Here is a 26,355-nt window from a genome sequence, read left to right as displayed (position 1 = left end):
AGGGCATTGCGTGACAACGCGATGCCCTTCGTGTATCGGGCAAGGCCACAGGATGATTCCGATCGGAGTCGTCGACGCGGGGCCGCGCCTAGGTCCCGCCCGCGGCGGTCCCCGCTTTCGAAGAGCGATGCCGGCCCGTCGCGTGAAAAACCAGATGTTCGGGAGACGATATGACGTCCACTCCAATCTACAAACGGGTGCTTTTGAAAGCCTCAGGCGAAGCGCTGATGGGAAGCCAGGGCTTCGGCATCGACGTGGCGGTCGCGGACCGCATCGCCAATGACATTTTCGAGGCCCGCAAGCTCGGCGTCGAGGTCGGCGTCGTGGTGGGCGGCGGCAACATCTTCCGCGGCGTCGCCGTGGCCTCCAAGGGCGGCGATCGCGTCACCGGCGATCACATGGGCATGCTGGCCACCGTCATCAACGCGCTGGCGCTCGCCACCTCGCTGCGCAAGCTCGACATCGACACGGTCGTGCTCTCGGCCATCGCCATGCCGGAGATCTGCGAGAGCTTCTCGCAGCGCGCCACGCTCTATCACCTGTCGCTCGGCCGCGTGGTGATCTTCGCCGGCGGCACCGGCAATCCCTTCTTCACCACCGATTCGGCCGCGGCGTTGCGCGCCGCCGAGATGGGCGCCGAGGCAATCTTCAAGGGCACGCAGGTCGACGGCATCTATTCCGCCGATCCCAAGAAGGATCCGCACGCCACGCGTTTCGACGAGTTGACCCATTCCGAAGTGCTCGAAAAAGGCCTGGCGGTCATGGATGTCGCCGCCGTCGCGCTGGCGCGGGAGAACCACATTCCGATCATCGTCTTCTCGATCCACGAAGATGGTGAATTCTCGCGCATCCTGACCGGCGGCGGACGCCGCACGATCGTCAAGGACGCCTAAAATCAACTGGATGGCTGCTCGCCGGGGGCGGCGGGCCGAATTTGTGAAAACGGGAGCTGGTTATGAGCTTGAAATTCGATCTCAAGGAGTTGAAGCGCCGCATGGAAGGCGCCGTGGCGGCGTTCAAGAGCGATATCGCCTCGCTGCGCACCGGTCGCGCCTCGGCCAATATTCTCGATCCCGTGCAGGTGGAAGCCTATGGTTCGCGCATGCCGCTGAACCAGGTCGCCAACATCACCGTGCCGGAGCCGCGCATGCTGGCGGTGTCGATCTGGGACAAATCGATGGTCAAGGCCGTGGAAGTCGCGATCCGCGAATCGAATCTCGGCCTCAACCCGATCATCGAAGGCCAGAACATGCGCATCCCGCTTCCGGAGCTCAACGAAGAGCGCCGCAAGTCGCTCGTCAAGGTCGCGCATGATTACGCCGAAAAGGCCAAGGTTGCGGCCCGCCACGTTCGTCGCGACGGCATGGACGCCCTTAAAAAGGCCGAAAAGGACGGCGACATGGGACAGGATGACAGCCGGTCCAATTCCGATAAGGTCCAGAAGATGACCGACGACACCATTTCGGAAATCGACCGCTTGCTTCAGGACAAGGAAAAGGAAATCATGCAGGTCTAGACTGACGGGCATGATGGGCGGCATCGAACGGCGAGCTTATTTTAATGAATAAACTGGAAACGGTGAAGATACCCAGGCATGTCGCCATCATCATGGATGGCAATGGCCGCTGGGCTCAGAGCCGCGGACTTCCGCGCGCCATGGGCCATCGCAAGGGCGTCGAAGCCGTGCGCGAAGCCGTCCGGGTCGCCGGCGACACCGGGGTGCGTTACCTGACCCTGTTCGCCTTCTCCTCGGAGAACTGGACGCGGCCGGAAACCGAGGTCAACGAATTGATGGGGCTCCTGAAGGCCTTCATTCGTCGCGATCTCGCCGAGCTGCATGGGCAGAACGTGCGAATTCGGGTGATCGGCGCGCGGGACAATCTGCGCGGCGACATCCTGCCGCTGTTGATCGAGGCCGAGGAAACCACCAGGGCTAATACCGGCCTGACGCTGGTGATCGCCTTCAACTACGGCGCGCGCGACGAGATCGCCCGCGCGGCCCGAAAGCTCGCCGAACAGGTGGCGGCGGGAGCGTTGCGCCCGGAGCAGATCGACGCGGTGGCGCTGGATGGCCAACTCGACACGCAGGGCATACCGGATCCGGATCTCGTCATCCGCACGTCCGGCGAGGAGAGGCTTTCCAATTTCCTGCTCTGGCAGGCGGCCTATGCCGAATTGCTGTTCGTGCCGGAATACTGGCCGGATTTCACCCGCGAGGTGTTTTACCGGGCGCTGGCCGTCTATGCCGGCCGTGAGCGTCGCTATGGCGGCCTCGGCGCCGCTGCGGTGACGGGATGACCCGGGAACTGAGACTGCGCATTCTCTCCGCGATCGTGCTCGCGCCGATCGTGCTCGTGGCGACCTGGCAGGGCGGTCTACCTTTCCGCTTGCTGTCGGCGCTGACCGGGGTGCTGATCTTCTACGAATGGTCGACGATGACGGGTCTGGCGAAAAGCCGATTCGGCTATGTCTTCGGCTGGGCGGCCACAGTGCTGATCGCTTTCGAAACGGCGTTCCGGTCGATCGAAACGGCGCTGGTGCTGCTCTTGGGCTTCAGCCTGACCGCCTTGGCGCTCGCGGCGTTGCGTCGCTCCAGCTGGTGGCTTCCCGGCGGCGTGCTCTATGCAGGTCTCTCGGCCGTGTCCCTGGCTGCGCTGCGCGGCGCCGATCGAGACGGCCTGATCACCATGCTGTTCCTGATCGCCATCGTCTGGGCGACGGACATCTTCGCCTATTTCATCGGCCGGGCCATCGGCGGTCCGAAGCTCGCTCCCGCCATTTCGCCCGGCAAGACCTGGTCCGGCGCCATCGGCGGCGCCGTCTGCGCGGTGATCGCGGGTTACGGCGTGATTCTCGGGGTCGGGGAGGATGTGAGCTTCTGGCTGATTCCCGTCATTCTCCTGCTGTCGGCGGCGTCGCAGAGCGGCGACCTGTTCGAATCCTGGGTCAAGCGACGGTCCGGCGTCAAGGATTCGAGCCGACTGATTCCGGGTCACGGCGGGGTGATGGATCGGGCCGACGGCCTGGTCGCGGCCTGCTTCCTCGCCTTTGTCGGCGGGCTGGCGCTGTCGGCGGCGAATGGCGGCTGGATCGCCGACGCCGGCAAGCTTGTGACCGGCCCCTGAACGTCTTAAGTATGCGCAACCCGCTGTAAGGAGGCGCAAGCCCAATGATCGTGATCGCCGATTTCTTCTCGACGCTGTTCGGATATGTTATCCCCTTTCTCGTCGTGATCTCGCTGATCGTCTTCGTGCATGAGATGGGTCACTATCTCGTCGGGCGCTGGAGCGGCATCCGCATCCTCGCCTTTTCCTTCGGCTTCGGCCCCGAACTCGTCGGCTTCACCGACAGGCATGGCACACGCTGGAAGATTTCGGCGATTCCCCTGGGGGGATATGTGCGTTTCTATGGCGATGCGGATGCGGCGAGCTCACCCGATTTCGACGGTGTCGGCGCTCTGCCCGAATCGGAACGCGACAAGACGTTCCTCGGCGCCGCCCTTTGGAAGCGCGCGGCCACCGTGGCGGCCGGTCCGATCGCCAACTTCATCCTGGCGATCGTCATTCTGGCCGGGATTTTCATGGCCTTCGGCAAATATGTCGCAGATCCCGTGGTCAGCGAAGTGAAACCCGGAAGCGCCGCCGCCGAAGGCGGCGTCGTCACCGGCGACATTCTGCTGAAAATGGATGGCGAGACGGTGGAAACCTTCGACGACGTCCGTCGCTATGTCAGCGTGCGTCCCGGTTTGCCGATTTCTCTGACGATCCGGCGCGACGGCCAGGAAATACCCCTGACGGTCACGCCGAAATTGACCGAGATCACCGATGGTTTCGGCAACAAGATGGAAATCGGCGTCATCGGCGTCCTGACGACCCGAGACGCCGGGAACATGCGCACCGTCACCTATTCGCCGCTCGGCGCGGTGAAGGAAGGCGTGCGGGAGACCTGGGGAATCGTCACCGGCACGTTCGACTACCTGTCCAACCTCGTGACGGGACGGATGTCGGCGGACCAACTGGGCGGGCCGATCCGTGTGGCGCAAACCTCGGGTCAGGTCGCGACGCTCGGGGTGGTGGCCTTGCTGCATCTCGCAGCGGTTCTGTCCGTTTCGATTGGATTGCTGAATTTGATGCCGGTTCCGGTACTTGATGGCGGCCACTTATTGTTCTATGCGATTGAGGCCTTGCGCGGAAAGCCCTTGGGGGAGGCTGCGCAGGGCGTGGCCTTCCGTATCGGAATGGCGCTGGTTTTGTCCTTGATGGTCTTCGCCACCTGGAACGACATCACGTCTCTGATCGGTTGAGTGGGGAATTCGGCAGGAATTTGTTTACCATAACTTCGACTGTCCGTGGCGAAACAGCCACGCATCGAAATGAAGTAAACAGAATTTAACTGTCTCCCTTGCTTGTAAGGGAAAAGCGGTTAAAACGGCAGACGAGGACTAAGGTCGTCGTTGCTGCTGCTGTGAAGCGGAAAAAGGTAAGACGTTACAATGAATGGTAGTTCGAGATTTCGGAACGCGGTTTCTGTCCTGGCTATAACAGCCAGTGTTTTGACTTCTACCGGAACTATGGTGTTCGTCGCGCCTACTTCCGCCGAAGCCGCAGTTATTCGCAACGTTGTCGTACGCGGCGCTGACCGCACCGGGCCCGATGCGGTTCGCGCGGCGCTGACGATCGCTCCCGGCAAGAATTTCACCAATGCCGACATCGATGCGTCGATCAAGAAGCTCTATGCGACCGGTTTCTTCTCCGACGTTCGCATCAGCGTTTCCGGCGGCTCGCTGGTGGTGACGGTCAATGAAAACCAGCTGCTGAACCAGGTCGTGTTCAACGGCAATCGCAAGATCAAGGACGACAAGCTGTCCGGCATGGTGCGCTCCCGCGCCCTCGGCCCGTATAGCCAGGCCTCGATCGAAGCCGACATTCAGGCCATCAAGAAGGCTTATGCCGATATCGGCCGTTCGGACGTCGAAGTGACCACGCAGACCGCGCCGGTGGGCCAGGGTCGCGTGAACCTCGCCTTCGTGATCAACGAAGGCGACCGCACCAAGATCGCCGACATCAACTTCACCGGCAACACGCATTACGGCGCCGGCCGCCTGCGCTCGGTCATCCTGACCAAGGAATCGGGCATCCTGTCCTTCCTGACCCGCAAGGACATCTACAACGAGGACAAGCTGCGCGCCGACGAAGAGGCGCTGCGGCAGTTCTATTACAATCATGGTTTCGCCGACTTCCGCGTCATTTCCTCGAATGCGGTGCTCGATCCGGCGACCAACAAATACACCATCACCTTCGACGTTGATGAAGGCGAGCGCTACAACTTCGGTCCCATCAATGTCGAAAGCACAGTCGACGGCGTGAACGCCGAAGACCTTCGCGGACTGACCGAAAGCGCCGAAGGCAAGACCTATCGCGCCAAGGACGTGCAGGACTCGATCAGCAAGATCTCCGAGCGCGTCGCGGCGGCCGGTTATCCCTTCGCCCGCGTGACCCCGCGCGGCAATCGCGATACGGTCAGCAAGACGATCTCGGTCGATTACCTCGTCGACCAGGGCGAGCGCGCCTATGTCGAGCGCATCGAAATCCGCGGCAACACCAACACCCGCGATTACGTCGTTCGTCGCGAATTCGACCTGTCGGAAGGCGACGCCTTCAATCAGCAGGAAATCGCCGAAGCCAAGCGCCGTCTCGAGCGCCTGGGCTATTTCCAGTCGGTGAACATCACGACTCAGCAGGGCTCTGCCCCCGACCGCGTCGTCATCATCGTCGACGTCGTGGATCAGTCCACCGGCTCCTTCGGCATCGGCGGCGGTTACGCGACCGGTTACGACGGCGGTTTCATCGTGGAAGCTTCTGTGGAAGAAAAGAACTTCCTCGGCCGCGGCCAGTATATCCGCGTGGCTGCCGGCGGCGGCGCCTCGACGCGCAATTACTCGCTGTCGTTCACCGAGCCTTACTTCCTCGGTTATCGCCTTGCGGCCGGCTTCGACCTGTTCAAGACCGAAAACGACTATTACGACAATTACAGCTACGGCGAACAGGGCTTCTCCCTGCGCGTGGCCGCGCCGATCACCAACGACATCAGCAGCCAGTTCAAGTACACCTATCGTGAGATGCGGTACGAGGCTGACGACGAGGATATCGACGATCTGTCGAGGCCGTATCAGCGGATCGTGAACGGCAGCCCCTGGGTGACGTCCTCGGTCGCCAATACGATCACCTTCAACACGCTCGACTCGACCGTCCTGCCGCGTGAAGGCGTGTTCGCGTCGCTCACCAACGAAGTGGCCGGTCTGGGCGGCGACTCCTATTTCCACAAGATCAGCGCCAAGGCGCGTAACTACTATACGCTGTCCGACGAGATGGATCTGATCGGGTCGGTGGCCGGCACGGCGGGTCATGTGACCTCGCTCAACGGCGGCAACCTGCACGTCTTCGACCAGTTCATGCTGGGTTCGGGCGACATCCGCGGCTTTGCGAGCCAGGGACTTGGTCCGCGCGCCTACAAGAACGACGATCCGCTCGGCGGCACCACGTATTTCACCGCTTCGGCGGAAGTTACGTTCCCGCTGCCCGGCGTTCCGCAGGACTCCGGTTTCCGCGGCGGCTTCTTCATGGATGCCGGTTCGCTCTGGGGCAACGACGTGAAGGTGAAGAACAGCGACGCCCAGGGCAGCGCCTTCGCTCTGCGCGCGTCGGCTGGCGCCAGCTTGATCTGGGCGTCGCCTTTCGGCCCGTTGCGCGTCGATTATGCGATCCCCTTCATGAAGGAAGATTTCGACGAGCAGCAGCGCCTGAAGTTCGGCATCTCCAGTTCGTTCTAATGTCTTGACGGTCGGCCGCGCCCGGTGTTCGCGCCGGGCGGGGCCGCATGGTGTATGATGACCCATTCGGAATTTTTTCCGCCACATGGGGGCGTGCGGCTGGATGATCTGGCCGCTGCCCTCAATTTGCGCTTGGCCGACAGCGAGTCGGGCGCGTTGACCGTGACCGGCGTGGCGCCGGTACATCGCGCCAGGCAGGGCGACCTCTGCTATATCCTTTCCCGCAAGAACAAGGCCGAACTGGAAACCTGCCAGGCGACGGCCATCATCTGCGACGAGGCGCTGGCATCGATCATTCCGGCGCATATCGCGGTGCTGACCACGGCGCATGCGCAGACTGCCTTCGCCAAGGCGGGTAATCTCCTGCATCCGGCGGCGAGCCGGCCATTGCCGACAACGGCGGGCGAGGGGGTGCATCCGGCGTCCTTCGTCGATCCCACCGCCGTTCTCGAAGACGGCGTCACCGTCGAGCCGATGGCGGTCGTCGGCGCGGGCGCCCATATCGGGTCGGGCACCCGGATCGGGGCCGGCGCGGTCGTCGGGCCGGAGGTCAAGATCGGTCGCGACTGCACGATCGCATCCGGCGCGACGGTGCTGTGCGCCTATCTCGGCAATCGGGTGATTATCCACAACGGCGCGCGGATCGGTCAGGACGGTTTCGGCTATGCGCCGGGTCCGGCCGGCATGATCAAGATCGTGCAGATCGGCCGGGTGATCATCCAGGACGATGTAGAAATCGGCGCCAACACCTGCATCGATCGCGGCGCGATGGACGACACGGTGATCGGCGAAGGCTCCAAAATCGACAACCTCGTGATGATCGGCCACAATGTTCGCATCGGGCGTCATGTGGCGATCGTGTCGCAGGTCGGCATCGCCGGCAGCGCCCGCATCGGCGACGGCGTGCAGATCGGCGGCCAGACGGGCGTCAACGGCCATATCGAAATCGGCGCCGGGGCCAAGATCGCCGCCATGAGCGGCGTGGCGGCGGATGTGCCGCCGGGGCAAATCTACGGCGGCGTGCCCGCGCGGCCCTACAAGGACTTCATGCGCGACATGGGCGAGATCCTGCTGCGCTCCAGATCAGGCAAAAAGGGGGATTCCGGCAAATGAGCGAGGAGACGAAAGTTCTCACATCGATCGATGTTTTGGAGATCATGAAACTCCTGCCGCATCGTTATCCGTTTCTGCTCGTCGACAAGATCATCGACATCGACGGCGACGACTCGGCGATCGGCGTCAAGAACGTCACTTTCAATGAGCCGCAGTTCCAGGGGCATTTCCCGGAACAGCCGATCATGCCCGGCGTGCTGCTCATCGAGGCGATGGCGCAGACGGCGGGCGCTATCTGCGCGCTGAAGACCGGCGGCAAGGCCAACCTGGTCTACTTCATGACCATCGACAACGCCCGCTTCCGCAAGCCGGTGGTGCCCGGCGACCGCGTCGAGTTCCACGTCGTCAAGCAGAAGCAGCGCGGCAACATCTGGAAGTATCACTGCGACGCCAAGGTCGACGGCGTGCTCGTCGCCGAGGCCGATGTCGGCGCCATGATGGTGGCCAAGGATAAAGCATGACAAGCATCTCCCCGTCCGCCCGCATTCATTCGATGGCGATCGTCGAGGACGGCGCCGTCATCGGCGACGATTGCGAGATCGGTCCGTTCTGCCGGGTCGGTTCGCAGGTCGTGCTGGGCCAGGGGGTTCGACTGCTTTCCAACGCCGTGGTCACCGGCAAGACCACGATCGGCAAGGGATGCGTCATCCATCCCATGGCGGTGATCGGCGGCGTGTCGCAGAGCCTGCACGAAGCCGGTGAGGACTCGGTTCTCATCGTCGGCGACAACTGCACCATGCGCGAAGGCGTGACAATGAACGCCGGCACGGTGGGCGGCGGCGGCGTGACCTCCGTGGGCGACAATTGCCTGTTTCTCGCCAACAGCCATGTGGCGCATGACTGCCGCCTGGGCGACAACATCATCCTGTCGAACAATGTCATGCTGGCGGGCCATGTCCGCGTGGAGGATCGCGTGATCCTGTCGGGTGGCTGCGCCGTGCACCAGTTCACCCGGATCGGCCGTCAGGCCTTCGTGGGCGGGTTGACGGGCGTCGCCTACGACGTGATTCCTTTCGGCATGATCAACGGCAATCCGGGCGTGTTGAGCGGGCTGAACATCGTCGGCATGAGCCGGGCCGGCATCGCGCGCGAGACGATCCATCGCGTCCGCCGTGCCTACAAGGATATTTTCGAGAGCGAGGAAGCAGTGCGCGTTGCCGCCGCCCGCATTCGCGACGATTATCTCGATTGCCCCGAAGTGATCGAAATCCTCGATTTCATCGCCGCCGATTCGGATCGCGCTTTGTCGTCGCCGAACCGCATCAAGGGTTGACGGCTCAGATGGTCGGGGCGGGCGACAAGGGCCGGCTGGCGATCATCGCAGGCAGCGGCAAGCTTCCCCAATATGTGGCCGATGCGGCGTCCGTCGCCGGCGAAAAGCCGTTCATTTTTGCGCTGCAAGGCGAAGCGGACGGCGATTGGTCGGCCTATGACCATGTCGCGATCGGACTCGGCGACATAGCCCGCTTCAAGCGCATGGCCGAGGAACTGGGCGTCGACAGGATCATCATGTCGGGCGGCGTCTCCCGTCGACCGCCGATCCGCGAGGTGAGGCTCGGCTGGGCTGGACTCGCCAAGATTCCCGGCGTGATCCGCAAGCTCACCGGCGGCGGCGACAATACGGTGCTGACCGCCGTCATCGAGTTTCTGGAGGCGCCCGGGCGTCGCGTCATCGGCGCCCATGAGGTCGCGCCGGATCTTCTCGCCCAGACTGGTTCGCTCGGCGCGATTGCCCCGGATGACGCCGCGCGCAAGGATATCGCCGCGGCCGTGCGCGCGGCCCGGTTGATCGGCGCGCTTGATATCGGTCAGGGCGCGATCGCCGTCGGCGGCCGCGTCGTGGCGCTGGAGGGGCCCGAGGGCACCGACGCGATGGTCGCGCGGGTGCGGGATCTCAAGGCGGCGGGCCGCGTCTCCGCGAAGCGCAAGGGTGTGCTGGTGAAACTCTGCAAGCCCGGCCAGGACATGCGCGTCGACCTGCCGTCGGCGGGTCTCCGCACGGTGACGGCGGCGGCGGAAGCAGGACTGGCGGGCATCGCGCTCGAGGCCGGCCGCTCGCTGCTGCTCGACGCGCCCGAGGCGCGGGCGCTCGCCGACCAGTTGGGCGTCTTCGTGTTCGGGCTCGAGCCAGAAATCGGGGAGGGCGGCGCATGAGACCGCTTCGCATCGGCATCGTCGCCGGCGAATCTTCCGGCGACCTGCTGGGCGCGGACCTGGTCGCGGCGGTGAAGACGCAGAGCGGTCGGCCGGTCGAACTGGTGGGCGTGGGCGGTCCGGCGCTCACCCGCGAAGGTCTTGCTTCCCTCTTCGAATTCTCGGAAATTTCGATCATGGGCTTCGTCGCCGTGATCAAGAAACTGCCGCGCCTGCTGTCGCTGATCCGCAGGACGGCCGACGCCATCATCGCCGCCAAGCCCGATGTGCTGGTGATCGTCGACAGCCCGGATTTCACCCATCGCGTCGCCAAGCGCGTGCGCAAGGCGCTGCCCGATCTTCCGGTCGTCGATTATGTCTGCCCCAGCGTCTGGGCTTGGAAGGAATACCGCGCCGCGGCTATGCGCGCCTATGTCGACCATGTGCTGGCGGTGCTGCCGTTCGAACCCGAGGTGATGCGCCGCCTCGGCGGACCCGAGACCACCTATATCGGCCACCGGCTTCGCTATCTGCCGCAGGTGCTTTCGGCCAGGGCGGCCAACGAGGCCCGCTGGAACGCTGCAGAGCCGGCGCGGAAGACCGTGCTGTTGCTGCCGGGTTCCCGCAGCCATGAGGTGAAGCGCCTTCTGCCGATCTTTGGCGAGACGGCGCGCCAGATGCGCGCCGCCAATCCTGATGCTTGCTTCGTCATCGCCACCGTGCCGCACAAGGAAGAGATGGTCCGCTCAATCATTGCCGATTGGGAGGAGAAGCCCGAGATCTTCGTCGGCGAAGAGAGCAAATGGGCGGCCTTTTCCAGCGCCGATGTCGCGCTGGCCGCCTCAGGCACCGTGCTGCTCGAACTGGCGCTGTGCGGCATACCGACCATTTCCACCTACAAGACCGATGTGCTGATCCGGCTGGTGCTCAACCGCATCAAGGTCTGGAGCGCGGCGCTGCCGAACCTTATCGCTGATCGCCCGGTCATTCCCGAATATTTCGACGAGTTCATTCGGCCCTCGATGCTGGCGCGGTCGCTGGCGCAATTGATGCGCCCCTCCCTGGACAGGACAGCGATGCTCGCCGGGTTCCGTGATGTGTTCGACCGCATGACTGCGCCGCGGCTTCCGGCCGAGGTCGCCGCCGAGATTGTGCTTGCGAAAATCAGCGAGAAGTTGAAAAATTAACCCTTTCCAATCAGGCACATGGCGCAAATCGGATATTGCGACGCGGCAGAATTCTTGACTTTTTTGTGCGCTGCACCTAAGTATTAGCAGCAACGGAAATGGGAAGGAGACCATTCATGTTCAAATTCGACGACGCCAATATGTTCGGCAAGGACGCCATGGACAAGATGCTGAAAAGCTATTCGACCACGGCCAAGGGCTTCCAGGCGATCGCCTCGGAGACCAGCGAATACTCCAAGAAGTCCTTCGAATCCGCCGTCGCCCATATGCAGGCGCTGATGGGCGTGAAGAGCTTCGAAGCCGCCATCGAACTGCAGACCAATTTCACCAAATCGGCGCTCGAAGGCTATGTGTCGGAAATGACCAAGCTCAGCGAGATGTACGCCGATCTGGCCAAGGACGCCTACAAGCCGGTTGAGAACGTGGTTCCCGCCGCAGCCGAAATCGTCAAGACGAAGGCCGAGAAGATGACCAGCGCCGCCGCTTCGGCCGCCGCCTGATCATTCCGACTTCAACGTTTCGCCGGCCGCTCCTTTCAGGGGCGGCCTTTTTCGTTTGCGCTCGGTCAAAAGCGTGGACCATCAGGCGCACGACGTCATTTCCGGTAAAGCCTGGTTAATTATTATTGCGGCCTGATGAAAGGGCCTTAAAATGGCGCTTCGGGACACCACATAGTGCGTTGCATTCCGACTTGGGATGCAGTCGCAGTTACGGCAGGTTTTACGGCACACATGAATATCCACGCATACCGCATGCAGGGCGAAGGCGAACGGGACGGGTTCTCTGGCAACAAGGGCACCTCCGTGATCACGCGCGTTCAGCCCAAGGTCAAAAAACCCAGCCTTTACCGCGTCTTGCTTTTGAATGACGACTACACGCCGATGGACTTCGTCATCCATGTCCTCGAGCGTTTTTTTCAGAAAGACAAGGAAGCCGCCACGCGCATCATGCTCCAGGTGCACAATCACGGAGTAGGAGAGTGCGGCGTCTATACCTATGAAGTCGCGGAAACGAAGGTGATGCAGGTCATGGATTTCGCCCGCGAGCATCAGCATCCCCTGCAATGCGTCATGGAAAAGAAATGAGGTTCTGATCGTGCCCACATTCTCATCAAGCCTTGAAAAGGCCCTTCACCGGGCGCTAACCCTCGCCAATGAACGCCGCCACGAATATGCGACCCTCGAACATTTGCTGCTTTCCCTGATCGACGACGGCGACGCCGCCGCGGTGATGCGGGCATGCAGCGTCGATCTCGACAAACTGCGCAAGACCGTTACCGACTATGTCGACAACGATCTCGCCAACCTCGCCACCGGCTATGACGAGGATTCCAAACCGACTTCCGGCTTCCAGCGCGTCATCCAGCGCGCGGTGATCCATGTTCAGTCCTCTGGACGCGAAGAAGTGACCGGCGCCAATGTGCTGGTGGCGATCTTCGCCGAGCGCGAGAGCCATGCCGCCTATTTCCTGCAGGAGCAGGACATGACCCGCTACGATGCGGTCAACTACATCTCGCACGGCATCGCCAAGCGTCCGGGCGGCGGCGAAGTGCGTTCGCCCAAGGGCGTGGAGGAAGAAACCCAGGACGCCAAGGCGGCCAAGGAAGGCGACGACGCGCAGAAGAAGCCGCAGGACGCGCTGAAAGCCTATTGCGTCAACCTCAATGAAAAAGCCAGGAACGGCCGTATCGATCCCCTGATCGGGCGTCATTCCGAGGTCAACCGCACGATCCAGATCCTGTGCCGTCGGTCGAAGAACAACCCGCTCTATGTCGGCGATCCCGGCGTCGGCAAGACGGCGATCGCCGAGGGTCTCGCCAAGCGCATTGTCGAAAAGCAGGTGCCCGAGGCGCTGCTCGACGCGACGATCTTCTCGCTCGACATGGGCACGCTGCTCGCCGGCACCCGCTATCGCGGCGATTTCGAAGAGCGTCTGAAGCAGGTCGTCAAGGAACTCGAGGATTTCCCGGGCGCGGTGCTGTTCATCGACGAGATCCATACGGTGATCGGCGCGGGCGCAACTTCGGGCGGCGCCATGGACGCGTCGAACCTCTTGAAGCCGGCTCTGTCTTCCGGCGCGATCCGCTGCATCGGCTCGACGACCTATAAGGAATATCGCCAGTTCTTCGAAAAGGACCGGGCGCTGGTGCGTCGCTTCCAGAAGATCGACGTAAACGAGCCGAACATCGACGACGCCATCGAGATCATCAAGGGCCTGAAGCCCTATTTCGAGGAGTTCCACCACCTGCGTTATTCCAACGACGCCATCAAGGCGGCGGTGGAGCTGTCGGCGCGCTACATCACCGACCGCAAGCTGCCGGACAAGGCGATCGACGTGATCGATGAAACCGGCGCCTCGCAAATGTTGCTGCCGGTCAACAAACGCCGCAAGCTGATCACCGAGAAGGAGATCGAGGCGACGATCGCGACCATGGCCCGGATACCGCCGAAGACCGTGTCGCGCGACGACGAGGAGCTGCTCTCCAATCTCGAGCAGGAACTACGCGCCGTGGTCTATGGCCAGGAAATCGCCATCGAAGCGCTGACCTCGGCGATCAAACTGGCGCGGGCCGGCCTGCGCGAGCCCAACAAGCCGATCGGCTCCTATCTGTTCTCCGGTCCGACCGGCGTGGGCAAGACGGAAGCCGCAAAGCAGCTGGCCTCGTCGCTCGGCGTCGAGTTGATCCGCTTCGACATGTCGGAATATATGGAGCGTCATACGGTCTCCAGGCTGATCGGCGCGCCTCCGGGCTATGTCGGTTTCGACCAGGGCGGTCTCCTGTCCGACCAGGTCGACCAGCATCCCTATTGCGTGCTGCTGCTCGACGAAATCGAGAAGGCGCATCCGGATATCTACAACATTCTGTTGCAGGTGATGGACAACGGCACGCTGACCGACAATAACGGCAAGAAGATCGACTTCCGCAACGTGATCCTCATCATGACCACGAATGCGGGCGCCGCCGACATGGCCCGTTCGGCCATCGGTTTCGGCTCCTCGCGCCGTGAAGGCGACGATATCGAGGCGATCAACAAGCTGTTCACGCCGGAATTCCGCAACCGCCTCGACGCGATCATCCCGTTTGCGCCGCTGCCGATGACCGTGGTGCACAAGGTCGTGCAGAAATTCGTCCTGCAGCTGGAAACCCAGCTGGCCGAACGCAACGTGACCTTCGAACTGACCCAGGAAGCCACCGACTGGCTGGCCGAAAAGGGTTACGACGAAAAGATGGGCGCGCGTCCGCTCGGCCGCGTGATCCAGGAAAACATCAAGAAGCCGCTCGCCGAAGAGATCCTGTTCGGCAAGCTCAAGAAGGGCGGCGTGGTGCGCGTCAGCATCGGGCAGAAGGAAAACGGCAAGACCGGCATCGTGCTGGAATCCCTGCCGGATGCGCCGGTGAAGCCGAAGGAAGAGGCCGAAGTCGCCTCCACCCCCTCGCGCAAGTCGCCGCGCTCCAAGCCGACGGAGGCGGTGGCGGTCGAGACCTCCACCGTCACCGACGAGGAGCCGCCGCGCAAGCGCCGGACCAAGAAGGAAGACTGAGGTTTTCCGGCAAAGATGAGCAAAGGGCGGGGCGAGACCCGCCCTTTGTAGTTTCGGGCTTTCGGCCATCCGTCACCACCCCCAAGGCCGATTTTGTCTGGCGCATCCGTTTTTCAGCATGTATCAAAAACCTCGGGCGGATGACGCCGGCGACTGCCAAGGGAGAGGCCTGGGGTATGAGGATTTTCAGCTACCTGTTCAATTACAAGGCCGCGCCCTATGCTGAAATCCGGGCTTTCTGCGTGCATTTGCTGACGGCGTCGGGGTCCTTCCTCGCCTTTCTCGGCGTGGTCGCAGCGTCGGAAAAACGATTCGTCGACATGTTCTGGTGGCTCGGGCTGGCGCTTCTCGTCGACGGCATCGACGGCCCCATCGCGCGCAAGGTGCGGGTCAAGGAAGTCCTGCCCAACTGGTCGGGCGACACGCTCGACAACATCATCGACTATGTGACCTATGTGCTGCTGCCGGCCTTTGCGCTTTACCAGAGCCATATGATCGGCGAGCCCTGGTCCTTCGTGGCCGCGGGGCTGATCGTGGTGTCCTCGGCGATCTACTACGCCGATACGGGCATGAAGACCGACGAATATTTCTTCTCGGGCTTCCCGGTGGTCTGGAACATGGTGATCTTCACCCTGTTCGTCATCGACGCCAGCGAGGCCGTGGCCTTTTCGGTGGTGATCATCTCGGTCATCCTGACCTTCTTCCCGATCCATTTTCTGCATCCGGTGCGCGTCAAACGGCTGCGCCCGCTCAATCTGGCTGTCTTTTTGATCTGGTCGCTGCTCGGCGGCATCTCGTTGCTCATGCATTTCCGCGCGCCGGACTGGGTGGAGTGGGGTGTGATCGCGACGGGGCTTTATCTCTATGTGATCGGCTTCATCCTGCAGCTTTTCCCCAAACTCGGGCGATGAACCCAAGCGAGGCGTCGTGACCAAAAGCAAGGCCATCCTCATCCGCGCCCATGGCGGCCGCGATGTTCTGGAACATGTCGAGATCGACGTGGCGGCGCCCGCCGCCGGCGAGGCGCAGATCCGCCATCACGCCATCGGCGTCAATTTCATCGACACCTATATCCGCACCGGGCTCTACCCGGCGCCGGGCGGCTTTCCCTATGTGATGGGCAAAGAGGGCGCCGGCGAGGTGATCGCAGTGGGCGAGGGCGTGTCGGGCGTTGCGATCGGCGACCGCGTCGCCTATCCGGCCGTCGACGGCGCCTATTGCGAGATCCGCAACATCGCCGCCTCAAAGCTGGTCAAGGTTCCCGACGATATCGCGCTCGACACCGCCGCCGGCATGATGATGAAAGGCATGACGGCGGAATATCTGCTCAACCGCACCTACAAGGTCGGCCCGGACACCGTGCTGTTGTTTCATGCCGCAGCCGGCGGCGTCGGCCTGATCGCGGGCCAATGGGCGAAGGCGCTGGGCGCCACGGTGATCGGCACCGCGGGCGGTCCCGATAAGGTGAAGCTGGCTCTGGCGCATGGCTATGACCATGTCATCGACTACCGCATGGACGATTTCGTCGCGGCGGTGAAGGATCTGACCGGCGGAAAAGGCGTCGACGTGGTCTATGATTCCGTCGGCAAGGATACGTTTCCTGGCTCTCTGGATTGCCTGAAGCCGCGCGGGCTGTGGGCGTCCTTCGGACAGTCCTCTGGCCCGATCGAGCCGATCAGCCTCGGCATCCTGGCGCAGAAGGGTTCGCTCTTTGCAACGCGGCCGACATTGTTCAACTATATTGCAACGCCGAAAGAACTGGATGACTGCGCCGGGGCGCTTTTTTCTGTTGTTCGCAGCCGCAAAGTGGTTATCAATATCAACCAAACCTATCCTTTGGCGGAAGCCGCACGCGTGCACGCCGATCTGGAAGATAGAAAAACGAGCGGAACGACACTGCTGCTTCCCTGAGGCCAAAACGGCCCGGGCGGGCGGCGAAGACTGGGGTGGTTCGTGGTCAACACGCAATCGGGGGGCTCGCGTCCTCTGCTGGAAGTGCGCGGGATAACCAAGCTGTTCGGCTCGTTCGCCGCTTGCAGCGCGATAGACCTTACGATCGAGCCGGGTGAAATTCACGCGCTTCTCGGCGAAAACGGCGCCGGCAAATCAACTCTGGTCAAGATGCTGTTCGGCGTGTTGCAGCCGAGCGCGGGCGACGTTCTTTGGGAAGGCCGGCAGATTTCGATCGGCAGTCCCGGTGAAGCGCGCAAGACCGGCATCGGCATGGTGTTCCAGCATTTTTCGCTGTTCGAGGCGCTGACGGTGGCCGAAAACATCGCGCTGTCGCTGGACGGCAAGGCGCCGCTCTCCAAGATCGCCGAAGAAGCGCGCCGGCTGTCTGAAGCCTATGGCCTGCCGCTCGACCCCAATGCGCATGTCGCCGATCTCTCGGTCGGCGAGCGCCAGCGCATCGAAATCGTCCGGGCGCTGTTGCAAAATCCCAAGCTGATCATTCTCGACGAGCCGACCTCGGTCTTGACGCCGCAGGAGGCCGACCGGCTGTTCGAGACGCTGGACAAGCTCAAGGCCGAGGGACGCTCGGTGCTGTATATCAGCCATCGGCTCGAAGAGGTGCAGCGCATCTGCGACCGCGCCACGGTGCTGCGTCACGGCAAGGTGACCGGCGCCTGCGACCCCCGCCAGGAAACCCCGGCCTCGCTCGCCCGGATGATGGTGGGCTCGGATGTCGCGAGCGTGTCGCGGCCGCACCATGCGGACGCCGGCGCGGTGGTGCTGGAGACGCGCGCGCTCAATGCGGCGGCCCGCACGCCCTTCGCCGTCGCCTTGAAATCCGTATCGCTGAGTGTCCGCGCCGGAGAAGTGCTGGCGATTGCGGGCGTGGCTGGCAATGGGCAGGGCGAACTGTTCGATATTCTCTCCGGCGAGTATCTTGCCGAGAGCCATGACGCAGTCCAGCTAAAGGGCAAGCCCTGCGGCCGCGCCGGCATTTCCGCGCGGCGGCTGATGGGCGGGGCTTTCGTGCCCGAGGAACGCCACGGTCACGGGGCGGTGACAGGCATGAGCCTGTCGGACAACCTCGTTCTGTCGCGCAACGCCTCGGATCGCGCCTCGCTGCTGACAGGCGGTCTCCTGAAGGTTATCAAAGGCGGGGCAGTGAGATCGCTGTCGCGCAAGATCTGTCACGACATGGATGTGAGAAAAAGCGGCGAGGACCCCGCCGCCGGCTCGCTGTCGGGCGGCAATCTGCAGAAATTCATCGTCGGCCGCGAACTCGACCGCAAGCCGACGCTGCTGGTGGTCAACCAGCCAACCTGGGGTGTGGACGCGGGCGCGGCAAGCCGCATCCGCCAGGCGCTGGTGGATCTCGCCCGCTCGGGCTCGGCGGTCGTAGCCATCAGCCAGGATCTCGACGAGATCTTCGAGATCGCCACCCATATCGCGGTGATTTCGGATGGAGCGCTGTCGCCCGCTTATCCGGCCGCCGACCTCAATCGTGAAAAGATCGGCCTCCTGATGGGCGGCATGCATGACAAGGCGAAGGAAGCAGCGCATGCGCATTGAGCTCGAAAAGCGCGCCGGCGCATCGCGTTTTTATTCGATCGCCTCGCCGATCATCGCGCTGGTTATGACACTGATCTGCGGCGCGATCCTGTTCGCCGCGCTCGGAAAAGATCCGCTTGAGGCGCTCTATCTGTTCTTCATCGATCCGCTCCGCGAGGAATGGTCGCTGCATGAACTGGCCATCAAAGCGGGGCCGCTGATCATGATCGGCGCGGGCCTGTCGATCTGCTATCGCGCCGGCAACTGGAATATCGGGGCCGAGGGACAGTTCATTTTCGGCGGCATCGTCGGCTCCATCCTGCCGGTGGTCTTCTATGGCTGGAACTCGCCCCTGGTGCTGCCGCTGATGCTGCTGATGGGGATGATCGGCGGCGCGGCCTATGCCGCCATTCCCGCTTTTCTCAAGACGCGCTTCAACACCAACGAGATCCTGACCAGCTTGATGCTGGTCTATATCGCCCAGCTCTTCCTCGACTGGCTGGTGCGCGGCCCCTGGCGCAATCCGGAAGGGCAGAATTTTCCGGAAACACGCCTGTTCGACGCCGCCGCCGTGCTCGGGCCGATCTGGCCGGATTCAGGCCGCGCCCATTGGGGCTTCGCCTTCGCCATCATCGCCGCCGCGCTGCTGTGGTTCATGATGGAGTTCACGCTGCGCGGCTATCAGGTCAAGGTGCTGGGGCAATCGGCGCGGGCAGGGCGCTTCGCCGGCTTCTCCTCCTCGGGCATGGTGTGGTTTTCCATGTTGCTGTCGGGCGCGCTGGCGGGGCTTGCGGGCATTTCGGAAGTCTCCGGCGCGATCGGTCAGCTGCGTCCGTCGATCTCGCCGGGCTATGGCTTCACCGCCATCATCGTTGCTTTTTTGGGCCGGCTCAATCCGATCGGCGCGATCATCTCCGGTCTCATCCTGGCGCTGACCTATCTCGGCGGCGAGGCGGCGCAATTGTCGCTCGGCGTGTCCGACAAGGTCACGCGTCTGTTTCAAGGGCTGCTGTTGTTCTTTGTGCTCTCCTGCGACACGTTGATCCTCTACAAGATTCGGCTGGTGGGGACGCGGGCCGCCCAACTGGTCAAGGGAGGCTGACATGGGCGTGTGGGAATCGATCCTGATCACCATCATCACGGCTTCGACGCCGCTGGTCATCGCCTCCCTGGGTGAATTGGTGACGGAACGCGCGGGCGTGCTCAACCTCGGCGTCGAAGGCATGATGGTCATGGGCGCAGTCTGCGCCTTCGCCGCCAGCCAGATGACCGGCTCCCCCTATCTCGGCATCGTGGTCGGCATCCTTGCCGGCGCCGCCATCTCGCTCTTGTTCGCGTTTCTGACGCTGACGCTGGTCGCTAATCAGGTGGCCACGGGCCTGGCGCTCACCATTCTCGGCCTCGGCCTGTCCGGCATGATCGGCGAGCCCTATGTCGGCATGCAGGGCGTCAAGCTGCAGCCCATCGCCATCCCGCTGCTCTCCGACATCCCTTTCATCGGGCCGGTCCTGTTCCGGCAGGACCTGATCTTCTACATGTCGATCGCGCTCATCGTCGGCGCCAACTGGATGCTGTTCAAGAGCCGCGCCGGCCTCGTGCTGCGGTCGATCGGCGACAACCACGCCTCGGCGCATGCGCTCGGCATCAAGGTCATCCCGATCCGCTATCTGACGGTGGTGTTCGGCGGCGCCTGCGCCGGTCTCGCCGGCGCCTATCTGTCGCTGGTCTATACGCCGCAATGGGTGGAGAATATGACCGCCGGACGCGGCTGGATCGCGCTGGCGCTGGTGGTGTTCGCCTCCTGGCGGCCCTATCGCCTGCTGGTGGGCGGCTATCTGTTCGGCGCCGTGTCGATCGGGCAGTTGCACGCCCAGGCCTTCGGCATCGAGGTGCCCTCGCAATTCCTGTCGGCGCTGCCATACGCCGCCACCGTCATCGTGCTGATCGTCATTTCGCAGAACCGGCGGATGACGCTGATCAACACGCCCGCATCCCTCGGGAAACCCTTCGTTCCCGACAGATGATCCTAGAGAGTAACAACCAACAGGGAAAACCCATGAAGAAATTCCTTCTCTCCCTCGCCGCCACCGCCGCCGTGCTCGGCTTCTCGATCCAAGCCCAGGCCGCAGACAAGCTGAAGGTCTGCTTCCTCTATGTCGGATCCAAGACCGACGGCGGCTGGACCCAGGCCCATGACATCGGCCGCCAGCTTCTCGAAAAGGAAATGGGCGACAAGATCGAGACCCAGTATCTCGAAAACGTGCCGGAAGGCCCCGACGCCGAGCGCGCCATCGAGCGCTTCGCCCGTTCCGGCTGCGGCCTCGTCTTCACCACCTCCTTCGGCTTCATGGATGCGACCGTGAAAGTCGCCGCCAAGTTCCCCAAGGTGAAGTTCGAGCACGCCACGGGCTACAAGACCGCGCCGAACCTGACGGCCTACAATTCGCGCTTCTATGAGGGCCGCTACATCCTCGGCCAGATCGCCGCGAAGACCTCGAAGAAGGGCGAAGCCGCCTATATCGCCTCCTTCCCGATCCCGGAAGTGGTGCAGGGCATCAACGCCTTCGTCATCGGCGCCCGCTCGATCAACCCGGCCTTCAAGCTGAAAGTGATCTGGGTCAACACCTGGTTCGACGCCGGCAAGGAAGCCGACGCCGCCAAGGCCGCCATCGACCAGGGCGTCGACATCATCACCCAGCACACCGATTCCACCGCCCCGATGCAGGTGGCCGAAGAGCGCGGCATCAAGGCGTTCGGCCAGGCCTCCGACATGATCAAGGCCGGCCCGAATGCGCAACTGACCGCGATCGTCGACAATTGGGGCGCCTACTACGTCAAGCGCGTCAACGCGGCCCTCGACGGCAGCTGGAAGTCGGAAATGAGCTGGGACGGACTGAAGGACGGCATCCTCTACATGGCGCCCTACACCAACATGCCCGACGACGTGAAGAAGATGGCCGAGGACACCGAGGCCAAGATCAAGTCGGGCGAACTCAAGCCCTTCACCGGCCCGCTGAAGAAGCAGGACGGCGCCGAATGGCTGAAGGCTGGCGAAAGCGCCGGCGACGATGTGCTCGGCGGCCTGAACTTCTACGTCGAAGGCGTCGAAGGCGACCTGCCGAAGTAATTGTCTTTCGCACTCATCGGAAAGCCCCGCCGTCGACTGCGACGGCGGGGCTTTTCTGTGGCGCCATGGGGACGTGGAAGGCGAGGCTCGGCCTCGCCTTTGTTCGCACCGGCGCTTCTTGCCGAAGAGAAAACGCAAGTCCGTGGCGGATGGGCTCGAGATTGCCGGAAACAACGGGTGACCGGCCGAACCGGACCGATCGCTCAGGCGAGAGGGGCTGCAGGTTTTGCAACGCCGCCGGCGAGACGACGTCCAAGCGAAATGCCGGGCAGTTCGATCAGTCGATAGGCGAGATAGGCGAGCCCATAGGTGATCGCCAGCGTCAGCGCGAGCGCTGCAGCGAAACGAGGCTCGGGCGACAGGCCCGGCTGGGTGCGCGCCAGCCAGGCGCAGACCGGAAGCATCACCAGAAGATGGATCAGATAGACGCCATAGGAGACGTCGCCGAAGAAGCGGCTCACCGCGTTGGACAGCAGCCAATCCACTCCGCCGAGCGCCCTCTGCGCGACATTCGGCAGGCTCTCGCGATAGAGGAAGGCGAAAAAGGCAAGCACGAGGCCGATCTTGATCGCGCGGTGCAGGCTGTCGCGTCCGCCGCCGAGAGGCACGAAGACGACGGCGCAGGCGGACATCAGGTAAAGCCATTTCGCCTGACCCTCGGCTCTCAGCGACATCGCGATCAGCATCCCGGCCGCGAAGAGGTGGAATTTCATCGGCAGCATGGAGAACGCGCCTTTGACGAAGCCGTTGGCCTGCAGCCAACTCCCAAACGCCCACATCACCGCGACCAGACCGGCGATCGCAACGAGGCGGCCTCCCTTCAGCACGAGCAGCATCATCAAAGGCAGAAAGGCGTAGTACTGCATCTCCAACCCGATCGACCAGTCGGGCAGGGGCGTCTGGAAATTATGAGTCCAGGTGGCGCCGAAGATGAAACTCACATGCAGGAGGATATTGGTGAGCGACTGATCGAGATAGCGATCGGCGTAGCGCACCTGCTCCTCGACGCCGCCCGGGAAAATGGCGGCCGCATCCAGCCGGTCCTGCCAGAGTTGCGGGCCGAACCAGAGCGCCAGCGCCAGGCAGACATAATAGAGCGGCGCGATGCGGAAGAAGCGGCGGATCCAGAAGATCGTCCAGGTCGAAACCCTATCCCACGGCTCGCGGCTTTCGCGCAGCTGGTAATGGTAGGTCATCAGGAAGCCGGAGATGATGATGAAGATTTCCACCGCCAGATCCGGCTGAGCGAAGAGGCCGACCTTGTAGCCTGTCAGAAACATCGCATGGCCGATGACCACCCAGAGCGAGGCGTAACCGCGCAAGCCGTCGAGAAATCCCAGTTGTTGCCGGGGATCGGCCATGCGCGGCTCCCTGATATCAGGCCTTGTTGGCGAGGAACCACCGATAGACGCTGGCCACGCCCTCTTCGAGCCCGATCTTCGGCGCCCAACCCGTGGCGCGGAGCTTGTCGGCGCTCATCAGCTTGCGCGGCGTTCCATCCGGCTTGGTCAGATCATGGACAATCTCGCCCTCGAAGCCGACGACGTCGCAGACCAGTCTGGTCAGATCGAGGATGGTGATGTCCTCGCCCGAGCCGATATTGACGTGACCGGCCTCCGAATGCGTCTTCATCAGATGCACGCAGGCGTCGGCGCAGTCGTCGACATGCAGGAATTCGCGGCGCGGCGTGCCGGTGCCCCAGACGGTGATCGAGGGCGCGCCCGAGAGCTTCGCCTCATGCGCCTTGCGGATCAGCGCCGGCATCACATGGCTGGAATTGAGATCGAAATTGTCGCCGGGACCATAGAGATTGGTCGGCATGCCCGAGATGAAATCGGAGCCATGCTGCTTGCGATAGGCGTCGCAGAGCTTGATGCCGGCGATCTTGGCGATCGCGTACCATTCATTGGTCGGCTCCAGCGCGCCGGTCAGCAGCGCATCCTCGGTGATCGGCTGGGGCGCGAATTTCGGATAGATGCAGGACGATCCCAGGAACATCAGCTTTTCGACGCCCACTTTGTGGGCGCCATGGATGATGTTGGCCTCGATCATCAGGTTGTCATAGAGAAAATCGGCCGGGTAGGTGTCGTTGGCGAAAATGCCGCCGACCTTGGCCGCGGCGAGAAACACCGCGTCCGGCTTGGTCTTCTCGATCCAGGCGGTGGTGGCCGCCTGGTCGCGCAGATCGGCGTCCGCGCGAGAGGCGGTGACAACCTCCGCGCCTTCCGACGCCAACCTTCTTACGATGGCGGAACCCACCATGCCGCGATGGCCGGCCACCCAGACCTTTTTCCCGCTGAGCGAATACATCGGCCTCACGCTTCCTTCATCACGGTGGCGGTCTGCATGACCTTGAGGTCTTCATTGACCATTTCGCGGCAGAGTTCGCGCACCGGCGTCTCATGTCTCCAGCCGAGCTTGGTCTGCGCCTTGGTCGGATCGCCGATCAGGAGCTCGACTTCGGTCGGGCGGAAATAGCGCGGATCGATCTCGACCACGACCTTGCCGGTCAGCGTGTCGTAACCCTTCTCGTCGACGCCTTCGCCCTTCCATTCCAGATGAATGCCGACATCCTCGAAGGCCCAGGTGATGAACTGGCGGACTTCGGTGGTCTCGCCGGTGGCGAGCACGTAATCGTCTGCCTCTTCCTGCTGCAGCATCATCCACATGCCGCGGACATATTCGCGGGCATGGCCCCAGTCGCGCTTGGCGTCGATATTGCCGACATAGAGCTTTTCCTGCTTGCCGAGCCGGATGGCGGCGGCGGCGCGGGTGATCTTGCGGGTGACGAAGGTTTCGCCGCGCAGCGGGCTCTCATGGTTGAACAGGATGCCGTTGGAGGCGTGCATGCCATAGGCTTCGCGGTAGTTGACCACGATCCAGTAGGAGTAGAGTTTCGCGGCTGCGTAAGGCGAGCGCGGATAGAAAGGCGTCGTTTCGCGCTGCGGCACTTCCTGCACGAGACCGTAGAGTTCGGAGGTCGAAGCCTGGTAGAAGCGTGTCTTCTTCTCCATGCCGAGAATACGAATGGCTTCCAGCAGGCGCAACGTGCCGATGCCGTCCGCATTGGCGGTGTATTCCGGCGTCTCGAAGGACACGCGCACATGGCTCTGGGCGGCGAGATTGTAAATCTCGTCCGGCTGGGCTTCCTGGACGATGCGGATCAGGTTGGTCGAGTCCGTCATATCGCCGTAATGCAGGATGAAGCGCTGGTCGGCCTCATGCGGATCCTGATAGATGTTCTCGATGCGGCTCGTATTGAAGGAGGAGGAGCGGCGCTTGATGCCGTGGACAATGTAGCCCTTGCTCAGCAGGAGTTCCGCGAGATAGGCTCCGTCCTGGCCGGTGATGCCGGTTACCAGCGCTACCTTCTTCTTGTTGTCGCTCAATGCAGTCTCCCAGAAACAGTGTGATGGCGCAGATGCGCCGCCAGAGCCGCTAAGCAGGGATTCTGGCGGTAAAATGTCAAGCACGACGACTGCTGAAATTCGTCGACAAGAACATTCGTCAGGCGGCCCCATTTAACAAAAAAGAGGCCGTACGACGCTTTGCATATTCAAATGCGCGAGAAACTGCAACGGTTCCGAAAGAAGTCGAGCCGCTATGGATAACAACCGAAAAAACGACGCCGGCCGTCTCCGGCTCTCTCAGTGATAGCGACGAATGAGGCCGACCAGTTTACCCTGCACCTTCACTCTGTCGGGGCCAAAAATGCGTGTTTCATAGGCTGGATTGGCCGCCTCGAGGGCAATGGACGCTCCCTTGCGGCGAAAGCGCTTGAGCGTAGCTTCCTCGTCGTCGACCAGAGCGACGACGATATCGCCGGGACTTGCGGTCGAGCCATTGCGGATGATGACCGTGTCGCCGTCGAGAATGCCGGCCTCGATCATCGAGTCGCCTCGAACCTCGAGCGCATAATGTTCGCCAGCGCCCAGCATCGACATCGGCACCGCGATGTCGTGCGTGATGTTCTGTATCGCGGAGATCGGCACGCCCGCTGCAATCCGACCCATCACGGGCACGGTTACGCTTGAGCCCGTCTCGTCATTGGCCGCCGCTTTCGGCGCTGTCTGCGGCTGCTGCTTTCCGAGAGAGCCCTCGATCACGCTCGGGGAGAAACCTCGCGCCGCCGGCGGCCTGAGGCTCGGCGAATAGGCCTCCGGAAGTTTGATGACTTCCAGCGCTCGCGCCCGGTTTGGAAGTCTCCGGATGAAACCTCGTTCCTCGAGCGCGGTGATCAATCGATGAATGCCGGATTTCGAGGCGAGATCCAGCGCATCCTTCATTTCGTCGAAGGACGGGGGCACACCCGATTCCTTCATGCGCTCATGAATGAACAGCAGTAATTCCTGTTGTTTTCTGGTCAGCATCGGCGCGCCCCCGGGAATCGCACAAGAAACAAATCTGGAACAGACGGTATCTGTTCTTTTTATGTTCTGCAAGCGTTTTCCCGGATGCTGGGTGCGGGGTTCCCCGGGTTAAGCCGGGCCCGAGCGAATACCGCCCGGGACGACCTCCGACGCATGGCGCGCCGAAGGCCGATGGGATTTCTACTGGGCGGTGGTGTCGGTCTGGCAGTTGGTGCCGGAAGTCGCGGCGTCGTCGCGGCAGTTTTGCGATGTGCTGGTGGGGTCGTTGTTGTCGCCGGCGCCGCTTTTTCCAGCTTGGCCGCTCTGAGCGCCGGAATTTGCCCCGCCATTGTTGTTGTCCTGCGCCAGGCTGACGCCTGAAAGGCTGGCGAGCGCGAGCGCGGAAGCGAGCGAGAGGTTGACGAGTCTTTTCATCGGGTGTCTCCTTGGGAATGTCCGCTCTTCGGCGGCATATTCGTAACCGCGTCGACGCCGATTCGTTTCCGGTGCGACATAAGAAAACGTCTCGCGGCTTGTCTTCCGTCGCCGACCCGTGCGAGAGGCGCGGCAACA

Annotated in this window: 25 protein-coding genes; 20 read left to right on the top strand and 5 right to left on the bottom strand. The window is 62.6% G+C overall.

Annotated elements, in window-relative coordinates; all coding sequences use genetic code 11:
* Positions 1–170 precede the first annotated feature (170 nt).
* From pyrH to OCK01_RS00745, 20 genes are all read left to right on the top strand, one after another.
* Complete coding sequence (gene pyrH / locus OCK01_RS00840) at positions 171–893, top strand: UMP kinase (protein ID WP_182826226.1); 723 nt, start codon at positions 171–173, stop codon at positions 891–893.
* 62 nt (positions 894–955) lie between these two features.
* On the top strand, positions 956–1,516 hold the full coding sequence (gene frr, locus OCK01_RS00835; protein ID WP_263822287.1) for a ribosome recycling factor: 561 nt from the start codon (positions 956–958) through the stop codon (positions 1,514–1,516).
* A 44-nt stretch (positions 1,517–1,560) separates the two neighbouring features.
* On the top strand, positions 1,561–2,298 hold the full coding sequence (locus OCK01_RS00830) for an isoprenyl transferase (protein ID WP_182826228.1): 738 nt from the start codon (positions 1,561–1,563) through the stop codon (positions 2,296–2,298).
* Entirely contained in the window at positions 2,295–3,125 is an 831-nt protein-coding gene (locus OCK01_RS00825) for a phosphatidate cytidylyltransferase (protein WP_263822286.1), read from the top strand. Before OCK01_RS00830 ends, OCK01_RS00825 begins: the two co-directional genes overlap by 4 nt.
* Positions 3,126–3,169: 44 nt before the next feature.
* Entirely contained in the window at positions 3,170–4,303 is a 1,134-nt protein-coding gene (rseP, locus tag OCK01_RS00820) for an RIP metalloprotease RseP (RefSeq protein ID WP_263822285.1), read from the top strand.
* Between the two features lie 189 nt (positions 4,304–4,492).
* Positions 4,493–6,829: an outer membrane protein assembly factor BamA gene (gene bamA, locus OCK01_RS00815; protein ID WP_263822284.1), complete on the top strand. Its 2,337-nt coding sequence runs from the start codon at positions 4,493–4,495 to the stop codon at positions 6,827–6,829.
* Between the two features lie 57 nt (positions 6,830–6,886).
* The gene (lpxD, locus tag OCK01_RS00810) at positions 6,887–7,942 is read left to right on the top strand and encodes a UDP-3-O-(3-hydroxymyristoyl)glucosamine N-acyltransferase (RefSeq protein ID WP_263823136.1); all 1,056 of its coding nucleotides are present in this window, start codon (positions 6,887–6,889) and stop codon (positions 7,940–7,942) included.
* Positions 7,939–8,403 (top strand): 3-hydroxyacyl-ACP dehydratase FabZ, encoded by a 465-nt coding sequence (gene fabZ / locus OCK01_RS00805; protein WP_182826231.1) that lies wholly within the window; start codon positions 7,939–7,941, stop codon positions 8,401–8,403. The genes lpxD and fabZ overlap by 4 nt, the downstream gene beginning before the upstream one ends.
* Complete coding sequence (gene lpxA / locus OCK01_RS00800) at positions 8,400–9,215, top strand: acyl-ACP--UDP-N-acetylglucosamine O-acyltransferase (RefSeq protein WP_263822283.1); 816 nt, start codon at positions 8,400–8,402, stop codon at positions 9,213–9,215. The genes fabZ and lpxA overlap by 4 nt, the downstream gene beginning before the upstream one ends.
* Positions 9,216–9,223: 8 nt before the next feature.
* Positions 9,224–10,096: an LpxI family protein gene (locus tag OCK01_RS00795; RefSeq protein WP_263823135.1), complete on the top strand. Its 873-nt coding sequence runs from the start codon at positions 9,224–9,226 to the stop codon at positions 10,094–10,096.
* Positions 10,093–11,262 carry a lipid-A-disaccharide synthase gene (gene lpxB / locus OCK01_RS00790; RefSeq protein WP_263822282.1) on the top strand — a complete coding sequence of 390 codons (1,170 nt, stop codon included), beginning with the start codon at positions 10,093–10,095 and terminating at the stop codon, positions 11,260–11,262. The genes OCK01_RS00795 and lpxB overlap by 4 nt, the downstream gene beginning before the upstream one ends.
* 116 nt (positions 11,263–11,378) lie before the next feature.
* Positions 11,379–11,762, top strand: a complete 384-nt coding sequence (locus OCK01_RS00785) for a phasin family protein (protein WP_182826234.1) — start codon at positions 11,379–11,381, stop codon at positions 11,760–11,762.
* A 231-nt stretch (positions 11,763–11,993) separates the two neighbouring features.
* Entirely contained in the window at positions 11,994–12,347 is a 354-nt protein-coding gene (clpS, locus tag OCK01_RS00780) for an ATP-dependent Clp protease adapter ClpS (RefSeq protein ID WP_182826235.1), read from the top strand.
* 10 nt (positions 12,348–12,357) lie between these two features.
* Complete coding sequence (clpA, locus tag OCK01_RS00775) at positions 12,358–14,805, top strand: ATP-dependent Clp protease ATP-binding subunit ClpA (protein WP_412178955.1); 2,448 nt, start codon at positions 12,358–12,360, stop codon at positions 14,803–14,805.
* Positions 14,806–14,981: 176 nt separating this feature from the next.
* The gene (gene pcsA / locus OCK01_RS00770; protein ID WP_263822281.1) at positions 14,982–15,716 is read left to right on the top strand and encodes a phosphatidylcholine synthase; all 735 of its coding nucleotides are present in this window, start codon (positions 14,982–14,984) and stop codon (positions 15,714–15,716) included.
* Between the two features lie 16 nt (positions 15,717–15,732).
* On the top strand, positions 15,733–16,716 hold the full coding sequence (locus OCK01_RS00765) for a quinone oxidoreductase family protein (protein ID WP_263822280.1): 984 nt from the start codon (positions 15,733–15,735) through the stop codon (positions 16,714–16,716).
* Positions 16,717–16,758: 42 nt separating this feature from the next.
* Positions 16,759–18,327, top strand: coding sequence for an ABC transporter ATP-binding protein (locus OCK01_RS00760; RefSeq protein ID WP_263822279.1), 1,569 nt, complete (start codon positions 16,759–16,761; stop codon positions 18,325–18,327).
* The gene (locus OCK01_RS00755; RefSeq protein WP_263822278.1) at positions 18,317–19,408 is read left to right on the top strand and encodes an ABC transporter permease; all 1,092 of its coding nucleotides are present in this window, start codon (positions 18,317–18,319) and stop codon (positions 19,406–19,408) included. Before OCK01_RS00760 ends, OCK01_RS00755 begins: the two co-directional genes overlap by 11 nt.
* Position 19,409: 1 nt before the next feature.
* The gene (locus OCK01_RS00750) at positions 19,410–20,330 is read left to right on the top strand and encodes an ABC transporter permease (protein ID WP_182826240.1); all 921 of its coding nucleotides are present in this window, start codon (positions 19,410–19,412) and stop codon (positions 20,328–20,330) included.
* Between the two features lie 32 nt (positions 20,331–20,362).
* A complete protein-coding gene (locus OCK01_RS00745; protein ID WP_263822277.1) occupies positions 20,363–21,433 on the top strand; it encodes a BMP family ABC transporter substrate-binding protein in 1,071 nt (356 codons plus the stop codon).
* A 203-nt stretch (positions 21,434–21,636) separates the two neighbouring features.
* Here the strand turns inward: OCK01_RS00745 and OCK01_RS00740 are convergent, their stop codons facing one another.
* The 5 genes from OCK01_RS00740 to OCK01_RS00720 all read right to left on the bottom strand — a co-directional run bounded on the left by OCK01_RS00740 (position 21,637) and on the right by OCK01_RS00720 (position 26,217).
* The gene (locus OCK01_RS00740; RefSeq protein ID WP_263822276.1) at positions 21,637–22,794 is read right to left on the bottom strand and encodes an acyltransferase family protein; all 1,158 of its coding nucleotides are present in this window, start codon (positions 22,792–22,794) and stop codon (positions 21,637–21,639) included.
* 16 nt (positions 22,795–22,810) lie between these two features.
* On the bottom strand, positions 22,811–23,743 hold the full coding sequence (gene fcl, locus OCK01_RS00735; protein ID WP_263822275.1) for a GDP-L-fucose synthase: 933 nt from the start codon (positions 23,741–23,743) through the stop codon (positions 22,811–22,813).
* A 5-nt stretch (positions 23,744–23,748) separates the two neighbouring features.
* On the bottom strand, positions 23,749–24,822 hold the full coding sequence (gene gmd / locus OCK01_RS00730) for a GDP-mannose 4,6-dehydratase (RefSeq protein ID WP_263822274.1): 1,074 nt from the start codon (positions 24,820–24,822) through the stop codon (positions 23,749–23,751).
* A 258-nt stretch (positions 24,823–25,080) separates the two neighbouring features.
* On the bottom strand, positions 25,081–25,803 hold the full coding sequence (gene lexA / locus OCK01_RS00725) for a transcriptional repressor LexA (RefSeq protein WP_263822273.1): 723 nt from the start codon (positions 25,801–25,803) through the stop codon (positions 25,081–25,083).
* Between the two features lie 180 nt (positions 25,804–25,983).
* Entirely contained in the window at positions 25,984–26,217 is a 234-nt protein-coding gene (locus OCK01_RS00720; protein ID WP_182826245.1) for a hypothetical protein, read from the bottom strand.
* Between the last annotated feature and the right edge of the window lie 138 nt (positions 26,218–26,355).

It is taken from the genome of Rhizobium sp. TRM95796 (assembly GCF_025779995.1).
Lineage (GTDB): Bacteria > Pseudomonadota > Alphaproteobacteria > Rhizobiales > Rhizobiaceae > Rhizobium_E.
This window is presented reverse-complemented; position numbering and strand designations above follow the sequence as displayed.